This is a genomic window from Bradyrhizobium sp. 199, assembly GCF_023073355.1.
Lineage (GTDB): Bacteria > Pseudomonadota > Alphaproteobacteria > Rhizobiales > Xanthobacteraceae > Bradyrhizobium.
The window spans coordinates 2,023,577-2,046,742 of sequence record NZ_JADPJI010000005.1; the positions used below are offsets into that span (position 1 = coordinate 2,023,577).

The window sequence follows — 23,166 nt, forward strand, 5'->3', positions numbered from 1 at the left end:
ACAACCTAAAACGCGATGACGATTCATCCTAATCGCATCGCGCTTTAGCGGTTGAGCCACGCCAGCACGCCCCTACCCGCGGCGGCCCCCGTCGCGAACGATGCCTGCAGCAGATAGCCGCCGGTCGGCGCTTCCCAGTCCAGCATCTCGCCGGCAGCGAACACGCCCGGCTGTTTGCGCAGCATGAAGTGTTCGTCGAGCTCATTGAAGGCAATTCCGCCCGCGGTCGAGATCGCGCGATCAATCGGGGCAACGCCCGTGAGCTGAACGGGAATTGCGTTCACGAGCTGCGCAAGCTCGGCCGGCGAGAACGTAGCCAGCGGCCGGCCGGATGCGATGGCGGCCTCCTGCATCAGGCCGATGCCGACCGGCGACAATTGCGCCGCCTTGCGCAGGAAATTCGCCAGCGATTGCTTGCCGCGCATGCCTGATAGCCGCGTGGTCAGAGTGGCGGCGTCGAGGTCGGGCCGCAATGCGATCATCAGCGTCGCCTGCCCGAGACGCAGCACCGCCTCCCGCAACTCCGCCGACAGCGCATAGATCGCGCCGCCTTCGATGCCGCACCGCGTGATCATCGCTTCGCCGCGCACCGTGTGTGCACCAACCGTCAGCGCTACGCCTTTGAGCGGCTGCCCCTCAAAACTGCTTCGGAAGACGTCGGACCATGCGACCGTGAAGCCGGAATTGGCTGGCCGCAGTTTTGAAATGGCAATGCCTTTTGCAGCGAGGCGTTCGACCCAGCCGCCATCCGACCCGAGCCGCGGCCAGCTCGCACCGCCGAGCGCGAGGACCGTGGCGTTGGCAACGACGGCCGCCTCGCCATTCGGCGTTCGAAACAGCAGCCGCCCCTCATCGTCCCATCCGGTCCAGCGATGACGGAAGGCAAATCGTACGCCGCTGGCGTCGAGGCGCCGCAGCCAGGCGCGCAGCAAAGGCGAAGCCTTGAACGCTTTTGGAAACACCCGGCCGCTGGTGCCGACGAAGGTCGGCTCGCCCAGCGCCTCGCTCCACGCCCGCAACGCCTCAGGCGAAAACGCCTCGATCGCAGCTTGCAGCCTCGGTGCCGTCTCGCGATAGCGCGCCATGAACTGCGGCAGCGGCTCGCTGTGGGTGAGATTGAGTCCACCCCGGCCCGCCATCAGGAATTTACGGCCGGCGGACGGCATCGCATCACAAACGGTGACGCGGGCGCCGCCCAGCGCAAGCACCTCGGCCGCCATCAGCCCGGCCGGGCCGGCGCCGATGACGGCGACGGCTGTCAGAGTTTTATCCCCGCCCGCGCCGCGGCCTGCGCGACGTATTTCTGCGTCTGCTCGAACGCGCCCTGCAGCGCCTTGGCCTTCGACATGTCGCTGATCTCGGCGAAATGCGCGGCGACCGCGTCCGGTGTCCATTCGGACTCCGGCAGGTTGATGCCCTCGCTCTCCACGATCTTGATCACGGCGAACGAGCCGGCGCCGGCGCCCATGATGGTGCGGGTCGGCGCGTCCTCGCTCAGCATGTACTCGACCGCGGGCGTGATCGCGTTCGGCTTCATCAGCTGCAGCGCCTGCGGCGGCAGCAGCTCCTCGGTCATGCGGGTCGCCGCCGTCGGCGAGATGATGTTGACGCGGATGTTGCTCTTGCGGCCTTCCTCGGCGAGTACGTTCATCAGGCCGACCATGCCGGATTTCGCAGCGCCGTAATTGGCCTGGCCGAAATTGCCATAGAGGCCGGAGGACGACGTGGTCAGCACGATGCGCCCGTAATTGCGATCGCGCATGCCGGCCCAGGCCGCCTTGCAGCAGTAGAAGGTGCCGACGAGGTGCACGTCGAGCACCTTCTGGAAATCGGCGGCCTCCATCTTGCCGAACGATTTGTCGCGCAGGATGCCGGCATTGGCGCACAACAGGTCGACGCCGCCCCACTCCCTGGTGGCGCGCTCGACCATCGCGGTGACCTGCTCGAAATTGGAGACGTCGGCACCATCGGCCATCGCGGTGCCACCGGCTTTGCGGATCTCCTCGACCACGGCTTCCGCCGGAGAGAGCGAGCCGCCGCTGCCATCACGCGCGCCGCCAAAATCATTGACCACCACTTTCGCGCCACGGCTGGCCAATCCCAGCGCATGCGCCCGTCCGAGACCATTGCCGGCGCCGGTGACGATGGCGACACGTCCGTCGAACCTGATTGCCATGAGTTAAGTCCTGTTCTTCCCTTCCCTTTCTCCCCTTGTGGGAGAAGGTGGCGCGAAGCGCCGGATGAGGGGTCTCTCTCCGGCAGATGAATTCGCGGAGAGAGACCCCTCACCCGCCTCGCTTCGCGAGGCACCCTCTCCCACAAGGGGAGAGGGAAGCTCCGACATTGGATCGCTTTTGAGCAGCGATGGATTGCCGGGTCAAGCCCGGCCAAAACGGGTGGATTTAGGCGAAATAGATCAACCCCAGCCAGTCCGCGACCAGCGCCGGCTTGTCCTCACCTTCGATCTCCACGGCCACGTTGGTGCGGGACTGCAATTCGTTCGGCTTGCGCAGCTTGGCTTCCGTCAGCACGAAACGGCCGCGGACGCGTTTGCCCGAACGCACCGGCGAGATGAAGCGCAGCTTGTCGAAGCCATAGTTCACGCCCATCGTGGTGCCCGCAATCGCCGGCATCACCTCGTAGGACATCACCGACAACATCGACATCGTCAGGAAGCCGTGCGCGATGGTGGTGCCGAACGCGGTCGCCTTCGCCTTCTCAGGATCGACGTGGATGAACTGGTGATCCTCGGTCACGTCGGCATAGGTGTCGATGCGGGGCTGGTCGATCAGATGCCAGGACGACACGCCGATCTCCTTGCCGACCATGGCCTGATAGGCTTCCAGCGTAATCGGCGCCGACTTCCAGATTTGGTTCACTTAGGTCTCACTCCGTGTTTTCGGCAGCTCGGGAAAATCCTCCTCGCGGAATTCGCGGCCGCGCAGCGGATCGTCGCGATCATCATCGCGTTCGAGCCGTCGTAGCTGCACCCGGCGGATTTTGCCAGAGATCGTCTTCGGCAGTTCAGTGACGATTTCGAGGCGGCGGATGCGCTTGAACGGCGCAAGGCGGGCGTGCAGATGCTTGAAGATCGAGAGCGCCGTCTCCGGCGAGCGCTCTGCGCCCGAGGTCAGCAGCACGAACGCCTTGGGGATGGCAAGGCGGATCGGATCCGGGCTTGGCACCACCGCGGCTTCCGCGACGAACTCGTGCTCGAGCAGGACGCTCTCGAGCTCGAACGGGCTGATGCGGTAATCCGACGATTTGAACACGTCGTCGGAACGGCCGACGAAGGTGAGATAGCCCTCCTCGTCCTCGAACACGACATCGCCGCTGCGATAGAGCTCGCCCTCGGCTCCGGACAGCTTGCCGTCCTCGCCCTGATAGCCCTGCATCAAGCCGGCGGGGCGCTCATTGCCGAGCAGCAGCGTCACCTCGCCCTCCTTCGCCGGGTTGCCATCGGCGTCGCTGATCTGAACGCGATAGCCAGGCAGCGGCAGGCCCATCGAGCCGATCTTGATCTTCTGGCCCGGCGAGTTGCCAGCCAGCGCAGTGGTTTCGGTCTGACCGTAGCCGTCGCGGATGGTGAGGCCCCAGGCCGCCCGCACCTGGTCGATCACTTCGGGGTTCAGCGGCTCACCGGCGCCGCAGACCTCGCGCAAGGCCACCTTGAACGATGCGAGATTCTCCTGAATGAACAGCCGCCACACGGTCGGCGGCGCGCACAGCGTGGTGACGCCGCAGCTGCCGATCGTGGCAAGCAGGCCCTTAGCGTCGAAGCGGGGCTGGTTGACGACGAACACGGTGGCGCCCGCATTCCACGGTGCGAAGAAGCAGCTCCAGGCGTGCTTGGCCCAGCCGGGCGAAGAGATGTTGAGATGCACGTCGCCGGGCTTCAGCCCGATCCAGTACATGGTCGACAGATGCCCGACGGGATAGCTGCGCTGGCTGTGCCGGACCAGCTTCGGTTTCGCCGTTGTGCCCGAGGTAAAATAAAGCAGCATGGGGTCGTCGGCATTGGTCGGAGCGTCGGCCTCAAAGCTCTCCGCAGCCGTCGCTGCATCATCGTATGAAAGCCATCCGTCGGTGGTAGCCCCGACCACGATGCGAACGACGTTCTCCGCGCCCAGGCTTGCGAATTTCGCGACCTGATCTTGCGCGGCGACGACCGCCTTCGCCTTGCCGCGATCGAGTCGGTCGCGCAGCTCGTCCGCAGTGAGCAGCGTGGTCGCGGGGATCACGACGACGCCGAGCTTCATCGCCGCCAGCATCGTCTCCCACAGCGGAACCACATTGCCAAGCAACAGCAACAGGTGATCGCCGCGCTGCAGGCCCTGCGCGCGGAGAAAGTTGGCGACCTGGTTCGAGCGCTTCGAGAGTACCGCGAAAGAGAGTTTTGTCTGTTTGTCCTGTGCGGTATCGACAATCCAGAGCGCGGGGCGGTCCTTGGCGTCGGCATGCTTTGCAAGCTCGTCGAACCAGTCGAGGGCCCAATTGAACGGAACCGGATCCGGCCAGCGGAAGCCTTTGACCGCGGCCTCGTAGTCTGTCCGATGTTCCAGGAGGAACGCGCGCGCTTCCAAAAATGTCGTCATGATCCGGGCCCGTCGAATGAGCGTTCGAGCGTAACCCGGATGGCGCGAAGCGCAATCCGGGGGTCGTCACCCCGGTGGAGGCCGCCCGGATTTCGCTTTGCTCCTCCCGGGGCTACGAAGCCCCGCTATTTTCCAGCGAGGCTGCGAACGTGCTTGATAATTCCCGAAAAATCCACCCCACCCTGGCCGGCTGCGTCGAAAGACTGATAGATCTCCTGCGCATGCTTGCCGAGCGGCGTCGCAGCGCCTGCGGCCTTGGCAGCGTCCTGGGCCAGCGTCAGATCCTTCACCATCAGCGCCGAGGCGAAGCCCGGCTTGTAATCGTTGTTCGCCGGGGAGGTCGGCACCGGGCCCGGCACCGGGCAATAGGTCGTCAGCGACCAGCACTGGCCCGACGAGGTCGAGGCGACGTCGAACAGCGCCTGATGCGAGAGCCCTAGTTTCTCGCCGAGCGCGAAGGCCTCGCTGACCGCGATCATGGAAATGCCCAGGATCATGTTGTTGCAGATCTTGGCCGCCTGGCCTGCGCCAGCGCCGCCGCAATGAACGATCTTCTTGCCCATGTTCTCCAGCACGGGCTTTGCCGCCGCAAATGCAATCTCCTCGCCGCCGCACATGAAAGTGAGCGTCGCGCCCTTGGCACCGCCGGTGCCGCCGGAGACCGGTGCGTCGACCGAGAGCACGCCGTGCTTCGCCGCCAGCATATGCGCCTGCCGCGAGCTCTCGACGTCGATGGTGGAGCTATCGATGATCAGCGCGCCCTTGGCCATCGCGGGAACGACCTCGTTCCAGACGCCGAGCACATGCTTGCCAGCCGGCAGCATGGTGACGACGACATCGGCGCCCTTCACCGCGTCCGGCGCGCTGTCGGCAATGCCGGCTCCGTCCGCCTTGGCTTGCGCGCGCGAGGCCTCGACGAGATCGAACGCCACCACCTTGTGGCCCGCCTTGACCAGATTGGCCGCCATCGGGCCGCCCATGTTGCCCAGACCAATGAATGCGATCGTGGCCATTGTCGTTTCCTCCGCTTGAATGACGTTATGAATTGAACTTCAGCTCGTCGGCGCCGATCTCCGCGAGATACGGCGCAAGCATCTGCGGCGTCACATCCTCGACCCGCGCCGGCGACCAGGTCGGGGTGCGGTCCTTGTCGATCACGGCGGCGCGCACGCCCTCGCGGAAATCGTCGCTACGAAACACCTCCAGCGCGGCGCGGTATTCCCGCACCAGACACTCTTCCAGGCTCGAGGCGGTACGCGCCAGTCGCAACAGTTTCAGCGTCACCACCATGCCGCGCGGCGATTTTTCGTTCAGCGTCTTCAACGTGGCCAGCGCGAACTCGGAGCCATCGCGCTTCAGTGCCGCGAAGATGTCTTCCATGCGGTCGAAGCCAAACAAAGCATCGATGATCGGCTTCTTGGCGGCGACCGGCCCAGCGGTCTCGCCGGTCGCGACACCGTTGATGAGCTTGCTGACGTCGGCCGCGGTGACGCCCGAACGAGCCCGGGTCAGTGCCTCGCGCAGCTCCGGCCATTTGGCCCCCGGCACCACGGAATCGGCGAATTTCGCATGAATGGCGTCGGGCCCGTTCATGGTCTGGCCGGTGAGGCCAAAGTAAGTGCCGATCTCGCCAGGCGAGCGCGACAACAGATAGGTACCGCCGACATCGGGGAAGAAGCCGAGCCCGACCTCAGGCATTGCGAGCTTGGTGCGATCGGTGACGACACGATGGCTCGCATGTGCGGAGAGACCGACGCCGCCGCCCATCACGATGCCGTCCATGAGCGCGACATAGGGCTTCGGAAATGTCTTGATGCGGGCGTTGAGGATGTATTCTTCCCGCCAGAGGATTTTGCCGAGGTCGCCACCGGCCTTCGAGCTTTCCCAGAGCGCGCGGATGTCGCCGCCCGCGCAAAGGCCGCGCTCGCCGGCGCCCTCCAGCAGGATCACAGCGACTTCAGGATCAGCCTCGAAGCGATCGAGCGCCTTGTCGATGTCGCGAAACATCTCCAGAGTCACGGCGTTGATCGCCTTGGGACGATTGAGCCTGATGATGCCGGCGGCGCCCTCGACACGAGCGACCAGATCGCCCTCTTCCACCGCATTCATCGCGCGCCCTCGATCAGTTTGCGCGCCACGATCAGCCGCATGATTTCATTGGTGCCTTCGAGGATCTGGTGCACGCGCAGATCGCGCACGATCTTCTCGATGCCGTATTCGCTTAAGTAGCCGTAGCCGCCGTGGAGCTGGAGGGCGTGATTGGCGACCTCGAAACCGACATCGGTGCCGAACCGCTTGGTCATCGCACACAGCATGGTGGCATCAGGGTCCTTGCGATCGAGCGCGGCGGCGGCGCGCCAGAGGAACGTCCGTGCAGCCTCGAGCTCGATCGCCATGTCGGCGAGGCGGAATTGCAGCGCCTGGAATTCGTCGAGCCGCTTTCCGAACGCCTTGCGCTCCCTCATGTAGCTGCGCGCCTTGTCGAGCGCGGTCTGCGCGCCACCGAGCGAGCATGCCGTGATGTTGAGGCGGCCGCCGTCGAGACCGGCCATCGCGATCTTGAACCCGATGCCCTCCTCGCCGAGGCGGTTGGCGACCGACACGCGGGCGTTTTCGAACATTACGGCGCGGGTCGGTTGCGCGTTCCAGCCCATCTTGCGCTCGTTGGCGCCGAAGGAGACGCCCGACGTCTTGCCGTCGATGACGAGGGTCGAGATGCCGCCGGGACCGTCGCCGCCCGTGCGCACCATCGCAACCAGCAGATCCGTGCCGCCGGCGCCCGAGATGAACTGCTTCTGACCGTTGAGAACGTAATGGTCGCCGTCACGCACCGCGCGCGTGCGCAGCGCCGCCGCGTCCGAGCCGGCGCCCGGCTCGGTCAGGCAATAGCTCGCAATCAGCTCCATGGAGCAGAGCTTTGGCAGCCATTTGTGGCGCTGGGTGTCGCTACCGAAGGCATCGATCATCCAGCTCGCCATGTTGTGGATGGAGATGAAGGCCGAGGTGGTCGGGCAGCCCGTCGCCAGCGCCTCGAAGATCAGCGCGGCGTCAAACCGTGTCATGGCGGAGCCGCCGACGTCGTCGCGGATGTAGATGCCGCCCATCCCGAGCCTAGCGGCCTCGCGCATCACATCGACGGGAAAATGTTTCTCCTCGTCCCAGCGCAGCGCGTGCGGCGCGATTTTTTCCGCCGCAAACGCCAACGCCATGTCGCGGACTGCGATCTGATCCTCGTTCAGAGCGAACTGCATCGTTGCCGCCTGTCGCCTTTATTCGTTCGTCATTGCGAGCGCAGCGAAGCAATCCAGCATCCCTCCGCGAAGACAGTCTGGATTGCTTCGTCGCATCAGTGCAAAATTGCTACGCAATTTTGTCACGAGCTCCTCGCAATGACGGTGGACGAGATCACTTCATCAGCGGGATCGAGAACTCCGCGCCTTCCTTGACGCCGGACGGCCACCGCGAGGTCACCGTCTTGGTCTTGGTGTAGAAGCGGACCGAGTCCGGACCGTGCTGATTGAGATCGCCAAAGCCCGACTTCTTCCAGCCGCCAAAGGTGTAATAGGCGATCGGCACCGGGATCGGCACGTTGATCCCGACCATGCCGACATTGACCTTGGCCGCGAAGTCGCGCGCGGCATCGCCGTCGCGGGTGAAGATCGCAACGCCGTTGCCATAATCATGCTCCGACGGCAGCGCCAGCGCTTCCTTGTAGTCGTGCGCACGCACGACCGAGAGCACGGGGCCAAAGATCTCTTCCTTGTAGATCCGCATGTCCTTGGTGACGTTGTCGAACAGCGAACCGCCGAGATAGAAGCCGTTCTCGTAGCCCTGCATCTTGAAGCCACGGCCGTCCACGGCGAGCGTCGCGCCTTCCTTGATGCCGATGTCGATATAGCTCTTGACCTTCTCGACCGCCTCCCGCGTCACCAGCGGACCGTAATCGGCCGACGGATCGATCGAGGTGCCGATCTTGAGGCTCTCGACGCGCGGGATCAGCTTTTCCATCAGGCGGTCGGCGGTGGACTTGCCGACGGGGACGGCGACCGAGACGGCCATGCAGCGCTCGCCGGCCGAGCCGTAGCCGGCGCCGATCAGGGCGTCGACGGCCTGATCCATGTCGGCGTCCGGCATGATGATGGCGTGGTTCTTGGCGCCGCCGAAACACTGGCAGCGCTTGCCGGTTTGCGCGGCGCGCTCATAGATGTACTGCGCGATCGGCGTCGAGCCGACGAAACCGACGGCCTTGACATCGGGGTCGTCGAGGATGGCATCGACCGCTTCCTTGTCGCCGTTGACGACGTTGAGAATGCCGGCCGGCAGGCCCGCCTCGATCATGAGTTCGGCGAGCAGCATCGGCACGCCGGGATCACGCTCCGACGGCTTGAGGATGAAGGCGTTGCCGCAGGCGATCGCCGGCGCGAACTTCCACATCGGGATCATCGCGGGGAAGTTGAAGGGCGTGATGCCGGCGACGACGCCGAGGGCCTGCCGCATGGAATAGATGTCGATGCCGGGGCCGGCGCCTTCGGTGTACTCGCCCTTCATCAAATGCGGGATGCCGCAGGCGAATTCCGCGACCTCGAGACCACGCTGGATGTCACCCTTCGCGTCGGGCACGGTCTTGCCGTGCTCGCGCGCCAGGAGCTCGGCGAGCTTGTCGTAGTCGCGCTGAACCAGCTCTACGAATTTCATCATGACGCGGGCGCGGCGCTGCGGGTTGGTCGCGGCCCATTCGGGCTGTGCGGCGCGCGCGTTCTCCACGGCGGCACCGACCTCGGCCTTGGACGCCAGCGCCACCTTGGCCTGGACGTCACCGGTCATGGGCTCGAAAACGTCTGCCGTCCGGCCCGACGTGCCCTTGACCTCCTTGCCACCGATGAAATGTCCGACTGAACGCATGGAATGATCTCCTTGAGGCCGAGCTTGAAGGCTTTGACAAATCCTATCGACCTGCATTTATTAGGATTCAAGTCTGAGATAATGCACCATAGATGTGCGAAAATGCCGGATCAAGGCGGTATCGATTGGGACGACTTCCGCTTCGTGCTGGCCATCGTGCGGGGCGGCTCGGTCTCGGCTGCGGCAAAACAGCTCGGGGTGGATCATGCCACGGTGATCCGCCGCGTCGACCGACTGGAAAAGCACCTCTCGGCAAAACTGTTCGACCGGCGCAAGACCGGGTACCTCCTCACCGAGGCCGGCCAGCGCGTCGCGGACAGCGCGGAAGCGATGGAATCGACCATCGTCGCCAACCAGGAGCAGGTCGGCGGCTCGGTGGCCCGCCTGACCGGCACAGTACGAATCGGCGCACCCGACGGGTTCGGCACCGCTTTCCTGGCGCCACGGCTGGCGCGCTTCGCCGACCGGTATCCCGATCTCGATTTGCAACTTGTGGCCACCGCACGGCTGTTCAGTCTATCCAAGCGCGAGGCCGATATCGCCATCAGCCTGACCATGCCGAAGGAAGGCCGCATCGTCGGCCGCAAGCTGCTCGACTACCGCCTCGGCCTCTACGCCGCACCCGGCTATCTCGCCCGTTTCCCTGAGATCACCTCGCGGCAGGACCTGACACAGCACCGCTTCGTCGGCTACATCGAGGAGTTGCTGTTCACGCCGGAGCTCGATTATCTGCCGCAGGTGTCGCCGAAGATCTCCGCGCGCCTTCGCAGCGCCAATCTGATTGCGCAGCTCAATGCCACGCTCTCAGGCTTCGGCATCGCAGTGCTGCCCCACTTCATGGCGAGCGACTATCCGCAGCTGGTGGCCGTGCTGCGGGAGGAGATATCGATCACGCGGACGTTCTGGATGCTGATGCACGCCGACAGCAAGGATCTGGCGCGGATCAGGGCGGTGGCGGATTACATCGGCGAGATCGTGGAGCGCGAACGGGCGCTGTTTGCGGGGCGGACTTCGTAGGCTCAATCGTTAATTCTGCTTCGGCTTCTTTGCGGCCTTCACCGGCTCACGGCGCGCGCCATCCAGCGCGCAGTCCTTGCCCGTCTTGAGCACTTCGTCCGACAATTCGCTCGAGCCGGCGATGCGCGCGAGCAGCATGGTTCCGGCCATGGTCGCCAGCGTTGCGATCGCCTGCTTGCGCGCCGCCTTGCGCGGCAGATTTGGGATGAAGTCGGTGATCATCTCGATCATCTCGTCGAGCTTGCCGGCAAAGGCCTTTCGCGTCTTCGGGCTCTCGCGGGCGATCTCGGCGCCGAGCGCGGGAATCGAACAGCCGTGACCGGGATTGTCGCGATGCACGGTCGAAAGATAGGTCTCGACGATCTGGGTGAGCTGCTTCTCCGGCGTCACCTGATCGGACTGCTTGCGCCAGTGCTCCATCGAGCGGTCCATGGCGTAGCCAAACGCCTCGATCACCAGCGCCTCGCGGGAATCGAAATGCGCGTAGAAGCCGCCATGGGTCAGGCCCGCTTCCTTCATGAGGTCGGCGACGCCGATGCCGTGGGCGCCCTTTTCGCGCAGCCGCACGGAGGCTTTCTTCACGATCCGATCGTGGGTTTCCTGCTTGTGTTCCCGGGAATAGCGCATGCGGGTCTCATTGAATGTCGAAGATCATCTCATAACACAGAACTGGACCAGGCGGTCCATTAATTCATGTTAAGACGTTGCGATCATCGAAAAGGTTGCAGTTGCATGGACCGCAAGCGCACCCTTGCCGTCGCGGACAAAGCCCTCGGCGTAGCTAGTCTGGCGTCCCAGCTTGATCACTTTACCTTCGGCCGAGATCAGCCCCGAACGGACCGAGAGCGGACGCAGGAACGTCATCTTCAGGTCGAGGGTCACCGAGCTCTGCCCAGCTTCCAACCGGGTCGAAATCGCGCAGCCCATGGCAGTGTCGATCAGCGCTGCGGCGGTCGCCCCGTGCAGCAGACCGATGGTATTTTCGAGATCTTCACGCGGCTCGAGTTCTATCACGATCCGGCCCGGTTCAACCACGGCCACGGTGAAACCGATCAGCTTGGCGAACGGCGGCGGCGGCAGCCGTCCGTCGCGGATGCCCAGCATGGTATCCATACCCGACAGCTTCATGGCCGCCTTTGCGACCGGCGCGGGCACTTGCCAGTCCACCACACGCTCGCGCCGCTGCGCGGGCGAAAACAGGTCGAATTGAGCGTTGCAGGTCATGGCGGTCCCTTAATATGATGTATATCATACTATCCTGCGGACTTCACACTGGCAACTCCGCCTCCCCACCGCTTGACAACCAATGCGTTTCGGCCCGGAAGTGATCCCGACCGGCGTATCCTTACGCACGTCCACGAAAATCAGAGATCCCGTCATGGAAATGCTCAACCACCACTGCGGCGTGACACGCGATCCGCGCGGCGTCGTTCATGTCGCAATCTGCAACGCCGGCTCCCTCAACATTCTCGGCTCGCCCGTGACGGATGCCGTGCGCGAAGGCCTGCAGCAGCTTGCATCCGACCGCAGCATCCGAGTCGTGGTGCTGCGCGGGCAGAGCGAGAAGAGCATGATCGGCGGCGCCGACATCAAGGAGATGGCCAAGCTCGACCAGACATCGGCCGAAGCCTTCATCAGCCGCCTGCGCGATCTCTGCGAAGCCGTGCGCGCCTTCCCTGCCCCGGTGATCGCGCGGATGCCCGGCTGGTGCCTCGGCGGCGGGCTCGAAGTGGCCGCGGCCTGCGATTTCCGGGTCGCAGCGCATGATGCACGTTTCGGCATGCCGGAGGTGCGCGTTGGCATCCCCTCGGTGATCCACGCAGCGCTCCTGCCACGCCTGATCGGCTGGGCCCGCGCGCGCTGGCTGGTGATGACCGCGGAGAACATCGATGCTCCGATGGCACTCGCCTGGGGACTGGTCGACAAGGTCGCACCCAAGGGTGGGCTCGATGCCGAGGTCGAGCACCTCGTGAAGGCCCTGCTCGAATGCGGCCCCGAGGCGCTGCGGTCGCAGAAAGCGCTGCTGCGGCAATGGGAGGAGCTGCCGCTGACGGAGTCGGTGAATTTGAGCGTGAAGGTGTTCGGCCAATCGTTCCTGACCGACGAGCCGACGCGGCTGATGCAGGCGTTTGTCAATCGCAAGCGGTAGGCGCTCTCCACCTCGTCCGATCGAACGAGCAAATCTCATCCGACCCACGACAATTTCTCATGCCGGGCGCGGTTGCATTTTTTGCGCCGCATCATATGATGATCATAATCTTACTTATCCGACATCCTAGGGAGCTCCACCATGGCCGAAGCCGCCGATCCCGTCGTCATCGTCGCCGCCGCCCGCACACCGCTTGGCCGCTTCATGGGCGAGCTGTCGCCCCTGGCCGCGCACAAGCTCGGATCGCATGTGATCGGCGCAGCGCTGGAGCGCGCCAAACTTGCGCCCGAGAAGGTCGACGAGGTCTTCATGGGCTGCGTGTTGCCGGCCGGCCAGGGTCAGGCGCCCGCGCGCCAGGCTGCGCGGGCAGCGGGTCTGCCCGATGCCACGGGCGCCACCACGGTCAACAAGGTCTGCGGCTCCGGCATGAAGGCGACCATGCTGGCGCACGACATCATCCGGGCCGGCTCGGCCGAATTCGTCGTTTCCGGCGGCATGGAGAGCATGAGCAACGCGCCGTATCTCCTCGCCAAGGCCCGCGGCGGCTATCGCGCCGGTCACGACCGCATCATCGACCACATGATGATGGACGGCTTGGAGGACGCCTACGAGACCGGCCGTTCCATGGGCGATTTCGGCGAAGCCACCGCGGAGGCCTACCAGTTCACCCGCAAGGACCAGGACGCCTATGCGATGGAGACGCTCAGCCGCGCGCGCAAGGCGGTCGAGGGCGGCGCGTTCAAGGCCGAGATCGCGCCGATCACGTTGACCGAGAAGGCAGGGCCCCGCATCGTCGCCAATGACGAGCATCCGCTGAAGGTCGATCCCGCAAAGATCCCCGGGCTGAAGCCGGCATTCCGCGCCAACGGCACCATTACGCCGGCGGCTTCCTCCGCTAACGCCGACGGCGCCGCCGCGCTGGTGCTGACCAAGCGGTCGCTCGCCGATCGCAATGGGCTGCCTGCGCTGGCCGAGATCAAGGGCCACGCTACCCACAGCCAGGAGCCGCAATGGTTCACCACGGCACCGATCCCGGCGATCCGCAAGCTGCTCGACAAGGTCGGCTGGAGCGCCGGCGATGTCGATCTGTTCGAGATCAACGAAGCCTTCGCCGTGGTCGCGATGGCGGCGCAGCGCGACCTCGGCATTCCCCGCGAGAAGCTTAACGTCAACGGCGGCGCCTGCGCGCTCGGCCATCCCATCGGCGCCACCGGCGCACGGCTGATCGTGACGCTGCTGCATGCACTCGAGGCGCAGAACCTCAAGCGCGGTATCGCGGCGCTGTGCATCGGCGGCGGCGAAGCAACGGCAATCGCCATCGAGCGGCCGGCTCACTGATCGTCGATGTCAGAAATCGAGGGAAGTCTGGCATTTTAGACTTCCCTTCTTTGTGCCAGATTGCAACGATTATGCGGGTCCCTTGCGGCTCGCCAACCACGACTGAGACCCAATGATCTCGAATTGGCTCGCGGCAGCATTGTCCCGCCGCAACATCCATTACGGCTGGGTGATGGTCGGCGTGACCTTCCTCGCTGCGCTGATCAGCGCCGGCACGGTCGGTGCGCCCGGCGTGTTCATCGTCCCGCTTCAGAAAGAGTTCGGCTGGAGCACGGCCGAGATTTCGTCCGCGCTGTCGATCCGTTTCATCCTGTTCGGACTGATGGCCCCGTTCGCAGCCGCCCTGCTCAACCGCTATGGCCTGCGCAACGTCACGCTGACCGCGCAACTGATTGTCGTCTCAGCCTTGGTCGCCTCGCTCGGCATGACGCAGGTCTGGCAGCTCATCGCGCTGTGGGGCGTCGTGATCGGCATCGGCACCGGCATGACCGCGATGGTGCTAGGCGCCACCATCGCAACGCGCTGGTTCGCCGCGCGGCGCGGGCTCGTCATCGGCATCCTGACTGCAAGTGTCGCCACTGGCCAGCTCGTATTCCTGCCGCTGCTGGCAAGCCTCACCGAACGCTACGGCTGGCGCCTCGCCCTCGGCTTCGTCTGCATCATGCTCGGCGTCTCGGCGCTGGCGATCCTGCTCGTGATGCGCGACCGCCCGGGCGATTTAGGCCTGCGCCCGTTCGGCGACGAAGGCACCGAGCCCCTGCCCGCCCCGCCGGTCAGCCATGGCTCGATCACCGGCATTGCGCTCGGCACGCTGCGCGACGCCTCGAAGTCGACTACGTTCTGGATCCTGTTCGCGACCTTCTTCGTCTGCGGCGCATCCACCAATGGCCTCGTCCAGGTGCACCTGATTCCGATGTGCCTGGATTTCGGCATTCCGCAGGTGCAGGCGGCGAGCCTGCTGGCGGCCATGGGCATCTTCGACTTCTTCGGCACCATCATGTCCGGCTGGCTGTCGGACCGCTACGACAATCGCTACCTCCTGTTCTGGTACTACGGGCTGCGCGGGCTCTCGCTGATCTTCCTGCCCTTTAGCGATTTCTCGTTCTACGGCCTCTCGATCTTCGCGATGTTCTACGGGCTCGACTGGATTGCCACGGTGCCGCCGACGGTGCGTCTTACTGCGCAAAGGTTCGGGCCCGAGCGCGCCAATCTGGTGTTCGGCTGGGTCTTTGCCGGCCATCAGCTCGGCGCCGGCACTGCGGCGTTCGGAGCCGGTTTGTCGCGGACGGTCTATCAGAGCTATCTGCCCGCGTTCTTCATCGCCGGCGCGCTCTGCGTGTTCGCCGCGCTGATCGTGCTGGCGCTGTCGCTGCAAACCAAGCCGAAGCCGGCGATGGCGTAAGCGTGCACCCGGGAGACGGAGAGCGCGTAAGGTGGGGGCCGTGTCCTGGTCAAGCTGCAACGCTCTTGGCGTTGCTGCGCAGAGCCGGGACCCAGAAGCCACAGCACTCGCTGCCACATGGGCCCCGGCTCTGCAGCGCATCGTCGAAGAGATGCTGCGCCGCGTCCGGGGCACGAGGCTGCCCAAGTGCCGCAAGGTGCATGGTCGCGTTCTCTCGTTCGCACTTCGCTCGAAGATATGCTTTTCCGGCAAACACACCTCCGCGTTCTCGCGGCTCATTTTTCATTGCGGCCGTCCTTCGAGACGCCCGCCGTCGGCGGGCCCTCAGGATGAGGACCGGGTACGCGGCACTCGCTTGAACGAGCACCGATGCTGCTTGGCCTCATCCTGAGTGAACATGCGAACTCAGTCAGCTGCGTCCCATGCTGTAGAATTCCGGGTTCGGACGCATGCTGGTGACGTTGGCAAGCCGGTTGGAGAGGCCGAAGAAGGCCGAGATCGCGGCAATGTCCCAGGTGTCTTCTTCCGTGAACCCGTGCGATTTCAGAGTGGCGAAATCGGATTCAGAAACCTTATAGGCCTCGGTCGAGACGCGTACGGCGAAATCGAGCATCGCCTTCTGCCGATCGGTGATATCAGCCTTGCGGTAGTTGACCGCGACCTGATCGGCGATCAGCGGATCCTTGGCGCGGATGCGCAGGATCGCGCCATGCGCAATGACGCAATACTGGCATTGATTGAGATTGCTGGTCGCAACCACGATCATTTCCCGCTCCGCCTTGGTGAGATTGCCGGGCTTATCCATCAGGGCATCGTGATAGGCAAAAAACGCACGAAACTCGTCCGGCCGGTGCGCGAGTACGAGAAAGACGTTGGGAATGAAGCCGGACTTCTCCTGGACGGCCAGGATTCGGGCCCGGATGTCGTCGGGAACGTCGGCCAGATCAGGGACAGGGAAGCGGCTGACGGCAAGTGCCTCGGTCATGGCCTGAACATCCTTCGGGCTGGTCGATGGAAATCGGTACGATCACGCGTCGCCGCACTCCCTGGCCATGGGATGGTCCGCAACGGGATGCAATCCTGCCTCTGAGTAGCCCCATCCTGAGGAGGCGCGCAAGCGCCGTCTCAAGGAACGAGGCGCGAGCTCAGCTCGCGCAAAATGCCGTGTGAGCTAACCCTGCCCGATCGCGCGAGACTAACAGGTCTTCTGCTGCAAATGCTGGACGCAGGTGCAAGTGGTCGTCGCCGGATATTTCACGTCGTAATAGGGTGGAGTCTTGGTGGACGGGCCGTTGGTCGAGCAGCGCGGGAACAAATAGTAGTTGTCGGACAGCTTGATGGTACCGGCGATCGTGAAGCCCAGGTTAGGCGCGTAGTCGTAGGACACCTCGCTCAGGATGAGCGAGATGTTGGCATTGCTGGTGCCGCCGGGCGCGGTAAAGGATGACAAGGTCATCGGATCACCCTTCTTTCTGGCCCCACTCGCACTGGTCGACTTGCTCCATTGCACAGTGGCGTTGCCGCTGCTGTCGGTCGAGACTTCCGAGACCGTGATCGTCATCAACGAGCTGCTGCCGCTCTTGGTCGGGTATGGAGCCATGATGGCCGTCGCAGCCGCGAGGATGCCGTCCATCTGCGTCGACGTGACGGCCGTGTTCTGCGTGATCATGTCGGCGACACTGTGCGCGGTCGCGCTGACCTTGACGTTCATGGCGAGCCCGTTGCCGAGTTCCACGCCGCCGATATAGAGCACCAGCATGAACGGCGTCACGATGGCGAACTCCGTCGCTGCAACCGCGCGGACGTCGGTCAGAAAGTGCCGAGCACGAGATGACAGGACGGAGATCATCAGGTAGCTCCTGGCTCGTTCTGGAACGCGGTGGACGACATGATCAGCCGGTTGCCGTTGCTGAGGTTCGAGAGGTTGAAACCGAGCGGGCCGAGCACGACCGGCCACACATACATCACGCGGAGCACGACGACATCACCGGCATCGCCCGGGTCGTACTGCCAGCTATTGGTGACGTTACCCGAAGCATCGAAGGTCAGGGTAGGCACCCCCGTGTTCGCGGAACTCCAGGAGGTCGCGACCTGCATGTCGATCATCAGGCCGCTGCATTTGAACAGGATCACGATCTGATCGCAGACCTTCTGCTTGAAAACCGCCTGAGTCATGTTGCCGGACTGAACCTGTCCGGTCATGACAAGGCGCGCTGACTGGCGTACGACGGATTCGAGCATCTGCTGGGCGAAGAACACCAGAAACGTCTGAATGAGTGCGATGACGAGGGCGAGGAACGGCGCGGCGACGAGCGCGAACTCGACCGCCGTGGCGCCCCTGCTGTCGCGCGCGAAAGCGGCGCAGCGATTACGGCGTCTCTTGGTTGTCACCCTATCCGGCCCCGTCATGGCGCTTTCTCTACTGCACGAGGCTGGCTGTGCTGGACGCGACCTTGATGAAAAGGTCGGTCAGCGCCGTGGAAATATCACCGCCGGTCTGAACACTCTTGTAGAAACCGGGCGAGGCGCACGCCTGGAGGTTTTGCGCGATCTTGCCCGTCGAGGACGTAGGCTGGTCGTATTTGTCGATCCAGCTCATGTACCAGCTATCCGTTTTCTGAATACCGGTCGCGGGATCTGCAATGAGCTGCAGATACTCCGTATAGAGGACGGCGATCTTGATGCCCCGATTCTTGATGGTCGTGCACATCGTCGTGTCGAGCGGCTGCTGGCATCGACTGTTGGAGGCGAAGGTCGCGTTCGGGCAACTCGCCGCGATCTTGTCCTCGACGCCGTCGGTGACCAGGAATACCACTTCCTGCGGCGTATCGTTCGCCGCATTGCTGCCGAGCCCGGGAGTGGGCATGACGTCGTTGAGGCTCTTGAGCGCGCCGGCGATATCCGTGCCGTTGTCGGTCTTGCAGTTGGTCGAAACAACGACGCAATTCTGATAGGCAACCGGCATCAGCGAGATGCTGGAAACCTGGGCTCCTGCGCCGGTCGGGGTGGTCAGCGTCGCCAGCGTGTTCAAACCCAGGTCGAACGTGTAGAGCGCCGCCTTGTAGGTGGTGTTGTTCAGCGCAGCCATGCACTGCATGACGCCCCCCGAAATGCCTGACTGCGGGCAGTTCGACCACGAATTAAGCAGCTGGTTGACGGCACTCGTCACGAGATCGATGCGCAAGGTGATGTTTCTTTGCCGCGCGATCGCAAGGTTATCCTTGGTTCCGCCGTCGTGAGCGATATTGGTTTGATGGCAGGCGAAGCCGCAATTTTGCGAGGCCCCTGCCGTCTGGTAAGCGGGAGCGGTGTACTTGATGAGATTGCTGATATCGGTCGTGGTCGCGCCGATCCCCATGGACGGCGAGTCGTCCATCAGCAGATAGAAATTCATGTTAGGCGCGCTCGAAGCCCGCGCCGTTGCGGAGCCCGCGACATCCCAGGTCTGCTTGCCGAGCACGCCGGGAAAATTGTTGATGGACTGCGCGGTGTAGGAAACCGTGATGGTCCGCGCGAGACCGGAATCCGTGACCGTGATGGTCGGCGTCGGCACGGTAGAGAGCCCTGGAAGATTTGCCTTCGCGGCGAAGACGGCAGCCGCCGTCGCCTGGACGACGGTCTTGTCGCTCTGCGTCAGCATCGCCGGCCTCACGGCCGCGATCGCGGCCGCGTCAGCGGCGGCGTTCAACTGTTCTCGTTTGCGCAGGGCCAGCGTGTAGTCGAGGGTCATGCCCAGGAGAAAGATGATAGGAACCAGCGTCAGCGCAAAAATGATGGCGACGTTGGCCTTCCGGTCTGTCGCGAAACAGAGCACTGCGCGGCGGAGCATGTGGTTCATCCTGGCTGCCGTCGTTGCGGCACGGGCCTTTCCCTGAAACCGACGGAAGAGATTGCCGGGATTCGATCCCATCACGCGCCCGTCACGGGTGAATATGTCGAGCGCTCCGTTAATCAACACTTACGGACCATTCGCAAACAGGAACCGCACGGGATCGAGATGTCTCATATCGAGAAGGCATCATTAATGTCGCTTAAACGCGATCACAGAGATTGGCGGTAAACGGTAAGAAACGTCCGTAGAATACCGGAAGAAACGCGACTTGCGCGTGCCGACGAAGAGCGCCTCAGGCGGGCCTCGTGCAGGGCAGCTCAAGCGGGAAATCCGAAATCGGCCCATAGCCGTCGGGGCAAGACGCCCTGCCCGTTTTGGCTTTCCGGGGCTGAGGTAGAGCCATATTGCCGTTAGACTTCACGGTGCAAACGTGGACAATACCCGGACGCACGTCACGTGCGCAGTGCACACCAAGATGCGCCCAGGGGAAACAAATGCCGGCTGCCGGTCCGTCGTCCGAACCCATCATTCCAACCGCTCCGCTGACGGCGCAGATGCGCGATTCACTGCGCACGATCGTCGGTGACAAGGGCCTCATCGAGGACGAGCACGGCAAGCAGCCGTTCGTGACGGATTGGCGCGGACTGCTGGTTGGACGTGCCGGAGCCGTCGTTCGTCCCGGCAGTACCGAGGAGGTCGCGAAGGTGGTCAGGCTCTGCCATGACCATGGGGTCGCGATCGTGCCGCAGGGTGGAAACACCGGTCTGATGGGCGGAGCCACGCCCTGGCCCGCCCACACCGGCATCGTGTTGTCGCTGGGCCGCATGAACCGCGTGCTGGACGTCGACGCCACCGGTTACACCATGACGGTCGAGGCCGGCTGCGTGCTGCAGGCTCTGCAGGAGACAGCAAGCCGGCACGACAGGTTCCTGCCCCTCAGCCTTGGCGCCCAGGGCTCGTGCATGATCGGGGGCAATCTGTCGACCAATGCCGGCGGCGTGCAGGTGCTCCGCTACGGGAATGCACGCAATCTCGTCCTGGGGCTCGAGGTCGTGCTGGCCAATGGCGAGGTCTGGGACGGCTTGCGTGCGCTCAAGAAGGACAATACGGGCTACGACCTCAAGCACCTCTTCATGGGCGCCGAAGGAACGCTCGGCATCATCACGAAGGCCGTGCTCAAGCTATGGCCGGCTCCCAAGGACGTCTGCACCGCGTGGCTGGCGATCCGGGATCCGCGCGCAGCGCTGGAGATCCTGTCGGAAGCCCACAGCGCATCCGAGGACAATGTCGGCTCCTGCGAGCTGATGAGCCGCGCCGCCGTCGACATGGTGCTCCGCCACATTCCCGGCACGCAGGATCCGCTTCGAGCGGACACGCCATGGTACCTGCTGCTCGAATGGTCGTCCTCGCGGGCGCGCCAGGACGGGGCTGGCGGCATCACGGAGAAGATGGAGCAGTTCCTCGCCGACCAACTCGAGGCCGGACGCGTGATCGACGCGGTGATCGCCCAGACCGGAAGTCAATCGCAGAGCATGTGGCGCATCCGGGAAAGCGTCGCCGAAGCCTCCCGCGCCGAGGGGCCGGGGCTCAGCTACGATGTGTCGGTGGCCATTTCCAGGATTCCGGAGTTCATCGACCTGGGACTTGCGGCCGTGCGCGACATTCTCCCGAGCATTCGTCCCTATCCTTTGGGGCACATCGGTGATGGCAATCTGCATTTTTCGTTCATGGGGCCGCTCGGCATGGATCAGCAGACCCTGACCCAATACAAGGGCGCCATCACCCGCGCGGTGAACGATCTCATCACGTCCATGGGCGGCTCGATCTCAGCCGAACACGGCATCGGCATCGACAAGCTCGACGAGCTCAGCCACTACCGCTCGAAGACCGAGCTCGACATCATGCGAACCATCAAGCGCGCGCTCGATCCGCAGAACATCATGAATCCGGGCAAGGTGCTGCGGCTGTGACATCGTAGGAAGCTCGCCTGTGGCCATCCTTCGAGACGCGCGCTTTACGCGGGCTCCTCAGGATGAGGATGGAGTGCGCGGCGGCACCTCAACAGATTCCGCTTAGCCTCATCCTGAGGAGACCGCGGAGCGGTCGTCTCGAAGGGCGAGGCGCGCGCTCAGACCCAGCAGCATCACCCTGCCGCTGAGACGCGCTACCGCATGATCGTAGCCGCGATCTTCTCCGCCGACATCAGGACCGGGAAGTTGGTATTGGCGCATGGCACCACCGGGAAGATCGAGGCGTCGACGACGCGCAGGCCCTGGACGCCCTTGACGCGGCCTTCTGTATCGACCACCGCCATCGGATCGTCGGCCCGGCCCATGCGGCATGAGCACGAGGCGTGCCACACGCCGATCGTCGCCTTGCGCACGAAGGCTTCCAGCGCCTCGTCGTCGTTGATGACGTCCTCGAAGCTGAAACCTTCGACGACGAAATTGTCGATCATGTAGTGGCGCAGCGCCGCCGGCCCGTCCATCAGGGCCGCGGCGATCGTGGTCAAGATCCTGTTCGTTGTATTGACCACACCAATTTTGCGCACGCGGTCGGTGTAGGAGGCTGGGAACGGCTTGTCCGTCACCGCCCTGACCGCCTCGCTCATCTGCACGGACGCCATCTTGCGGAAGCCGCTCATCAGCCGGTCGAGGTCGCGCCGGTCGGACAACAGGTTGAACTCGACGATCGGCTCTGCTGCGGGATCGCGCGAGGCAAGCTTGACTTGGCCCGTCTCGGAATAGGTCTTGTTGACGAAGGTGAGCAGCGAGCCGATCTGCGCACCGACCGCGTGCCAGGCCGACTTGCTGAGCACAACGACGAACATGTCGCCCTTCGGCACGCCGGACAGCCCGGACGAATAGCGCAGGCCGACCTGCATGTGGCGCCTTGTATGCTCGTTCATGCGCGCGCCGCGGCGGATGTAGGACGACAACGAAATGGAGGGGTGATCCATCAGGCGTTGGCCGACGCCCGCTAGACCCATCCGGACCGGAATTCCCAGGTCCTTGAGATGGCCGACCGGGCCGATGCCGGCGCGCAGGAGGTGCGCCGGCGAGTGGATCGCGCCGCTGGAGAGGATGATCTCGCGTCCGCGGAACTCCTGCTCGCGGCCCCCGATGATGGCCTTCACGCCGACGCATTGCGTGCCTTCGAACAGCAGCTCACGCACCTGCGTGTCGGTGGAAATCGTCAGGTTCGCACGCTTGCGGGTCTCGCGGTCGAGATAGCCCATCGCGGCCGAGACGCGCTGCTCGGCCTGATTGGAATGCGTCACCGGGAAAAAGCCGTCGACGAATTCGCCGTTCTGGTCCGGCAAATATTGATGGCCGGCCTGCTGGAACGCCTCGGCAAGCGCCTGCGAATGCTTGGTCCAGTGCTCCCGCGGAATCCGGCGGACCGGGATCTTGCCGTCCTTGCCGTGATACGGGCCGTCGAAATCGAGGTCGCGCTCGACCTTCTTGAAGAACGGCAGCACGTCGTCCCAGCTCCAGCCCACAGCGCCACGCGCGTCCCATTCGTCGTAATCGGTGGGCGCGCCGCGGTTGGCCATCTGGCCGTTGATCGACGAGCCGCCGCCGAGCACCCGCGCCTGCTCGTATTTGCGCAAGGGCGGACGCGCTTCATTCGGGTTGTTGTGGCTGACGACCTGGGTCGTGACCTTCAGTTCAGTCCAGTGGAAGCGCGGATCGAAATAGGCGGTGCCGGGATAGCTGTCTCTGATCTCGGCCGGCTCGTTGCCGGGCGGCGTGTCCTGCCCGGCTTCGCACAGCAGGACCTTGTTGGCGCTCCTTGCCGAGAGCCGGTGAGCCAGCACGGACCCCGCCGAGCCGCCGCCCACGATGATGAAGTCGTACACGATTGGCGCTTCCTCTTGTTCTTGTTGGGGGAGCTTAGCGTTATTGTTTTGGCCCCCAAACGACGGGCC

The 23,166-nt window shown here is 64.1% G+C and carries 20 protein-coding genes; 5 read left to right on the forward strand and 15 right to left on the reverse strand.

Annotation, left to right across the window (positions count from 1 at the left end; genetic code table 11):
- Positions 1-44: 44 nt before the first annotated feature.
- The 8 genes from IVB28_RS18375 to IVB28_RS18410 form a co-directional block, all read right to left on the reverse strand.
- Positions 45-1,262: a TIGR03862 family flavoprotein gene (locus IVB28_RS18375; RefSeq protein ID WP_256467008.1), complete on the reverse strand. Its 1,218-nt coding sequence runs from the start codon at positions 1,260-1,262 to the stop codon at positions 45-47.
- Positions 1,259-2,176: an SDR family NAD(P)-dependent oxidoreductase gene (locus IVB28_RS18380; RefSeq protein WP_247527970.1), complete on the reverse strand. Its 918-nt coding sequence runs from the start codon at positions 2,174-2,176 to the stop codon at positions 1,259-1,261. The genes IVB28_RS18375 and IVB28_RS18380 overlap by 4 nt, the downstream gene beginning before the upstream one ends.
- Before the next feature lie 226 nt (positions 2,177-2,402).
- On the reverse strand, positions 2,403-2,879 hold the full coding sequence (locus tag IVB28_RS18385) for a MaoC family dehydratase (RefSeq protein WP_247527971.1): 477 nt from the start codon (positions 2,877-2,879) through the stop codon (positions 2,403-2,405).
- Positions 2,880-4,595 (reverse strand): AMP-binding protein, encoded by a 1,716-nt coding sequence (locus IVB28_RS18390; RefSeq protein ID WP_247527972.1) that lies wholly within the window; start codon positions 4,593-4,595, stop codon positions 2,880-2,882.
- Positions 4,596-4,720: 125 nt separating this feature from the next.
- On the reverse strand, positions 4,721-5,629 hold the full coding sequence (gene mmsB, locus IVB28_RS18395) for a 3-hydroxyisobutyrate dehydrogenase (RefSeq protein ID WP_346730747.1): 909 nt from the start codon (positions 5,627-5,629) through the stop codon (positions 4,721-4,723).
- A 4-nt stretch (positions 5,630-5,633) separates the two neighbouring features.
- Positions 5,634-6,704: an enoyl-CoA hydratase/isomerase family protein gene (locus IVB28_RS18400; RefSeq protein WP_247527974.1), complete on the reverse strand. Its 1,071-nt coding sequence runs from the start codon at positions 6,702-6,704 to the stop codon at positions 5,634-5,636.
- On the reverse strand, positions 6,701-7,846 hold the full coding sequence (locus IVB28_RS18405; RefSeq protein WP_247527975.1) for an isobutyryl-CoA dehydrogenase: 1,146 nt from the start codon (positions 7,844-7,846) through the stop codon (positions 6,701-6,703). Before IVB28_RS18405 ends, IVB28_RS18400 begins: the two co-directional genes overlap by 4 nt.
- 154 nt (positions 7,847-8,000) lie before the next feature.
- Entirely contained in the window at positions 8,001-9,497 is a 1,497-nt protein-coding gene (locus IVB28_RS18410; RefSeq protein WP_247527976.1) for a CoA-acylating methylmalonate-semialdehyde dehydrogenase, read from the reverse strand.
- A 102-nt stretch (positions 9,498-9,599) separates the two neighbouring features.
- Here IVB28_RS18410 and IVB28_RS18415 point away from each other — a divergent pair, with 102 nt between their 5' ends.
- Positions 9,600-10,514: a LysR family transcriptional regulator gene (locus tag IVB28_RS18415; RefSeq protein WP_247527977.1), complete on the forward strand. Its 915-nt coding sequence runs from the start codon at positions 9,600-9,602 to the stop codon at positions 10,512-10,514.
- Positions 10,515-10,523: 9 nt separating this feature from the next.
- On the opposite strand, the gene IVB28_RS18420 is transcribed toward IVB28_RS18415, so the two are convergent.
- Together IVB28_RS18420 and IVB28_RS18425 are read right to left on the reverse strand one after the other, a co-directional pair.
- Positions 10,524-11,141 carry a TetR/AcrR family transcriptional regulator gene (locus IVB28_RS18420; protein ID WP_247527978.1) on the reverse strand — a complete coding sequence of 206 codons (618 nt, stop codon included), beginning with the start codon at positions 11,139-11,141 and terminating at the stop codon, positions 10,524-10,526.
- Between the two features lie 69 nt (positions 11,142-11,210).
- On the reverse strand, positions 11,211-11,738 hold the full coding sequence (locus IVB28_RS18425) for a PaaI family thioesterase (RefSeq protein ID WP_247527979.1): 528 nt from the start codon (positions 11,736-11,738) through the stop codon (positions 11,211-11,213).
- 154 nt (positions 11,739-11,892) lie between these two features.
- Between IVB28_RS18425 and IVB28_RS18430 the strand changes: the two genes are divergently transcribed.
- The 3 genes from IVB28_RS18430 (at position 11,893) to IVB28_RS18440 (ending at position 15,403) form a co-directional block, all read left to right on the forward strand.
- Positions 11,893-12,663 (forward strand): enoyl-CoA hydratase, encoded by a 771-nt coding sequence (locus tag IVB28_RS18430; protein WP_247527981.1) that lies wholly within the window; start codon positions 11,893-11,895, stop codon positions 12,661-12,663.
- A 141-nt stretch (positions 12,664-12,804) separates the two neighbouring features.
- Positions 12,805-14,001, forward strand: coding sequence for an acetyl-CoA C-acyltransferase (locus tag IVB28_RS18435; protein ID WP_247527983.1), 1,197 nt, complete (start codon positions 12,805-12,807; stop codon positions 13,999-14,001).
- 112 nt (positions 14,002-14,113) lie between these two features.
- On the forward strand, positions 14,114-15,403 hold the full coding sequence (locus tag IVB28_RS18440; protein WP_247527984.1) for an MFS transporter: 1,290 nt from the start codon (positions 14,114-14,116) through the stop codon (positions 15,401-15,403).
- Between the two features lie 409 nt (positions 15,404-15,812).
- Here the strand turns inward: IVB28_RS18440 and IVB28_RS18445 are convergent, their stop codons facing one another.
- The 4 genes from IVB28_RS18445 to IVB28_RS18460 all read right to left on the reverse strand — a co-directional run bounded on the left by IVB28_RS18445 (position 15,813) and on the right by IVB28_RS18460 (position 19,232).
- The gene (locus IVB28_RS18445; RefSeq protein WP_247527985.1) at positions 15,813-16,388 is read right to left on the reverse strand and encodes a peroxidase-related enzyme; all 576 of its coding nucleotides are present in this window, start codon (positions 16,386-16,388) and stop codon (positions 15,813-15,815) included.
- Positions 16,389-16,598: 210 nt separating this feature from the next.
- Positions 16,599-17,252, reverse strand: a complete 654-nt coding sequence (locus IVB28_RS18450) for a TadE/TadG family type IV pilus assembly protein (RefSeq protein ID WP_247527986.1) — start codon at positions 17,250-17,252, stop codon at positions 16,599-16,601.
- Entirely contained in the window at positions 17,252-17,812 is a 561-nt protein-coding gene (locus tag IVB28_RS18455; protein WP_247527987.1) for a TadE/TadG family type IV pilus assembly protein, read from the reverse strand. The genes IVB28_RS18450 and IVB28_RS18455 overlap by 1 nt, the downstream gene beginning before the upstream one ends.
- Positions 17,813-17,822: 10 nt before the next feature.
- A complete protein-coding gene (locus IVB28_RS18460) occupies positions 17,823-19,232 on the reverse strand; it encodes a pilus assembly protein TadG-related protein (protein ID WP_247527988.1) in 1,410 nt (469 codons plus the stop codon).
- 497 nt (positions 19,233-19,729) lie between these two features.
- Between IVB28_RS18460 and IVB28_RS18465 the strand changes: the two genes are divergently transcribed.
- Positions 19,730-21,205 (forward strand): FAD-binding oxidoreductase, encoded by a 1,476-nt coding sequence (locus IVB28_RS18465; protein ID WP_247527989.1) that lies wholly within the window; start codon positions 19,730-19,732, stop codon positions 21,203-21,205.
- A gap of 194 nt (positions 21,206-21,399) precedes the next feature.
- On the opposite strand, the gene IVB28_RS18470 is transcribed toward IVB28_RS18465, so the two are convergent.
- Positions 21,400-23,097, reverse strand: a complete 1,698-nt coding sequence (locus tag IVB28_RS18470; protein ID WP_247527990.1) for a GMC oxidoreductase — start codon at positions 23,095-23,097, stop codon at positions 21,400-21,402.
- Positions 23,098-23,166 lie beyond the last annotated feature (69 nt).

Bases quoted from the DNA above. Each gene is read 5' to 3' on its own strand.
- IVB28_RS18380 (WP_247527970.1), bottom strand. From the start codon at position 2,176: ATGGCAATCAGGTTCGACGGACGTGTCGCCATCGTCACCGGCGCCGGC.
- IVB28_RS18430 (WP_247527981.1), top strand. From the start codon at position 11,893: ATGGAAATGCTCAACCACCACTGCGGCGTGACACGCGATCCGCGCGGC.
- IVB28_RS18405 (WP_247527975.1), bottom strand. From the start codon at position 7,846: ATGCAGTTCGCTCTGAACGAGGATCAGATCGCAGTCCGCGACATGGCG.
- IVB28_RS18465 (WP_247527989.1), top strand. From the start codon at position 19,730: ATGCCGGCTGCCGGTCCGTCGTCCGAACCCATCATTCCAACCGCTCCG.
- IVB28_RS18440 (WP_247527984.1), top strand. From the start codon at position 14,114: ATGATCTCGAATTGGCTCGCGGCAGCATTGTCCCGCCGCAACATCCAT.
- IVB28_RS18415 (WP_247527977.1), top strand. From the start codon at position 9,600: ATGCCGGATCAAGGCGGTATCGATTGGGACGACTTCCGCTTCGTGCTG.
- IVB28_RS18455 (WP_247527987.1), bottom strand. From the start codon at position 17,812: ATGACGGGGCCGGATAGGGTGACAACCAAGAGACGCCGTAATCGCTGC.
- IVB28_RS18450 (WP_247527986.1), bottom strand. From the start codon at position 17,252: ATGATCTCCGTCCTGTCATCTCGTGCTCGGCACTTTCTGACCGACGTC.
- IVB28_RS18390 (WP_247527972.1), bottom strand. From the start codon at position 4,595: ATGACGACATTTTTGGAAGCGCGCGCGTTCCTCCTGGAACATCGGACA.
- IVB28_RS18410 (WP_247527976.1), bottom strand. From the start codon at position 9,497: ATGCGTTCAGTCGGACATTTCATCGGTGGCAAGGAGGTCAAGGGCACG.
- IVB28_RS18425 (WP_247527979.1), bottom strand. From the start codon at position 11,738: ATGACCTGCAACGCTCAATTCGACCTGTTTTCGCCCGCGCAGCGGCGC.
- IVB28_RS18460 (WP_247527988.1), bottom strand. From the start codon at position 19,232: ATGCTCCGCCGCGCAGTGCTCTGTTTCGCGACAGACCGGAAGGCCAAC.
- IVB28_RS18445 (WP_247527985.1), bottom strand. From the start codon at position 16,388: ATGACCGAGGCACTTGCCGTCAGCCGCTTCCCTGTCCCTGATCTGGCC.
- IVB28_RS18435 (WP_247527983.1), top strand. From the start codon at position 12,805: ATGGCCGAAGCCGCCGATCCCGTCGTCATCGTCGCCGCCGCCCGCACA.
- IVB28_RS18400 (WP_247527974.1), bottom strand. From the start codon at position 6,704: ATGAATGCGGTGGAAGAGGGCGATCTGGTCGCTCGTGTCGAGGGCGCC.
- IVB28_RS18420 (WP_247527978.1), bottom strand. From the start codon at position 11,141: ATGCGCTATTCCCGGGAACACAAGCAGGAAACCCACGATCGGATCGTG.